The sequence below is a fragment of the Luteibacter sp. genome, from assembly GCF_051958795.1.
In the GTDB taxonomy this organism is placed as follows: Bacteria; Pseudomonadota; Gammaproteobacteria; order Xanthomonadales; family Rhodanobacteraceae; genus Luteibacter.
In genome coordinates, this window is the sequence record NZ_JBQCFT010000266.1 from 1 (window position 1) to 2,119 (window position 2,119).

Consider the following 2,119-nt stretch of genomic DNA (forward strand, 5'->3'; position numbering starts at 1 on the left):
GTGCGCGGCGGGGGGGGGGTTCTGTGCCGCGCTCCTCTTCTACGCTCCCGGCCCCCGCCCCCGGCCCCCCCCCGGGGGGGGGGGGGGGGCGGGGGGGGGGGGGTGGGCCCCCCCCCCCCCCCCCCCCCCCCCCCCCCCCCCACACGACATTCTGCGGTGCACCAACGTAGCGTCGACATCCGGGGCCTTAGGCTGTGCGCCCATGAACTCTCCTGACTGGATGCCCGACATCACGCATCCGTGGACGCGTTTTGCGCTGGTGTTGATCATCGCGCTGCTCGTCGCGGGCCTCATCCACCGCGTTGTCGATGTGTTGCTGCGCCGTCTCGCCGTGCGCCACCCGAAGGGTGCCAGCATCATCGCGAAGGCGAATGCACCTCTCGAAGCCATCGTGCCGCTGTTCCTGATGCTGCTGGCGTTTCGCGCCGCGCCGGACGAGCCCGCACGGCTGAACAATGGCCTGGAACACCTGCTCGGCCTGGGCCTGATCGGTGCGATCACCTGGTTCCTCGTGCGCTGCATCAGTGCGGTGGAAGCCACGGTATCGCGCTTCAATCCGATCGATCTGGAAGATAACCTGCGCGCGCGGCGCCTGCAGACGCAGGCGCGGGTGCTGTCGCGTACGGCAATGGTCCTGATCGTCATGCTCGGTATCGCCGTCGGCCTGATGACTTTCCCCTCGGTACGCCAGTTCGGCGCCAGCCTGCTCGCATCGGCGGGCATCGCCGGCATTGCCCTCGGCCTGGCAGCGAAACCGGTGCTCGGCAATCTGATCGCGGGTATCCAGATCGCGCTTACCCAGCCGATCCGCATCGATGATGTCGTGATCGTCGAGGGCGAATGGGGCAGGGTGGAGGAGATCACCAGCACCTACGTCGTGGTGAAGATCTGGGATGAGCGGCGGATGATCGTGCCGTTGCAATACTTCATCGAAACGCCGTTCCAGAACTGGACGCGCACGTCGTCGCAGATACTCGGCTCGGTGTTGCTCTGGTTCGACTACGGGATGCCGCTCGAGCCGCTGCGCGCGGAGATGGAGCGCATCTGCAAGGGCGCACCCGAGTGGGATGGCCGGGTCTTGGTGATGCAGGTGGTCGACAGCAATGACCGCGCCATGCAGATCCGGGCGCTGATGAGCTCGTCCAACTCGGGCAAGTCCTTCGACCTGCGCTGCAAGGTCCGCGAGGGCCTGATCGCCTTCGTGCGGCGCGAATGCCCCGGCTACCTGCCACGCCTGCGCGGCGATCTCGAGAGCCAGGTTCGCGGCGTGGAAGACGCCCCCGTCCCGTTCACCGCCCGCCGGGCCGCCCAGCACTGAGGGTATGTGAAAACACACAATGACACGGTGTAGCCGTACAAGCGCCCGCATGCCACCGGCGTGATAGCGTTCCGCCCAGATCGACTGCCGGAACCGTGCCATGACCAACCACACCACTAACCCCGACCAGGCGGCCCACCACTGGTTCGCAAAAAGTCTCGATGACCTGAACCACGTCGAGCGGCACCTCATCGATCACCTCATGCAGCGCAAGATGATCGCCAAGGACGTTAACGAGGCCTTCGTCGAGGATATGAGCTTCGGCGAGCGGCTCGCCGACAGGGTGTCGCGCTTCGGCGGCTCCTGGACCTTCATCCTGGTGTTCGTCGGGATCCTGGTGGCCTGGACGGGCTTGAACGCCTATGTGCTGACCCGGCCGTTCGATCCGTATCCTTTCATCTTCCTCAACCTGCTGCTCTCGATGCTGGCGGCGTTCCAGGCACCCGTGATCATGATGAGCCAGAACCGCCAGGCGGCGAAGGACCGGCTCGATGCGACCAACGATTACAAGGTGAACCTGAAGGCCGAGATCGAGATCATGGGCCTGCACGAGAAGCTCGACCAGATGCGCAACGACCAGCTGCAGCTGATGTTGATGAAGCAGCAGGAGCAGATCGACCTGCTGTTGAAGCTGGCCCGCGAAAACGGCCGCGACGTATAAATCTGTTGTGGGGGGGGGGGGGGGGGGGGGGGGGGGGGGGGGGGGGGGGCGGCCCCGCGGCGCCGGCCCCCCCCGCCCACCCACCCCCCCCAAAAAAAAAAAACAAAGAGAAACGAAGAGGGGGGTGGGTAAGAGGTGGG

2 protein-coding genes are annotated in these 2,119 nt (G+C 65.9%); both read left to right on the forward strand.

The genetic code is table 11. The annotated features are described in order from the left end of the window. The first annotated feature begins 202 nt into the window (after positions 1-202). Complete coding sequence (locus ACTHLF_RS14035) at positions 203-1,318, forward strand: mechanosensitive ion channel family protein (protein WP_440327966.1); 1,116 nt, start codon at positions 203-205, stop codon at positions 1,316-1,318. A gap of 100 nt (positions 1,319-1,418) precedes the next feature. Further along, the gene (locus ACTHLF_RS14040; RefSeq protein WP_440327967.1) at positions 1,419-1,979 is read left to right on the forward strand and encodes a DUF1003 domain-containing protein; all 561 of its coding nucleotides are present in this window, start codon (positions 1,419-1,421) and stop codon (positions 1,977-1,979) included. The last annotated feature ends 140 nt before the right edge of the window (positions 1,980-2,119 follow it).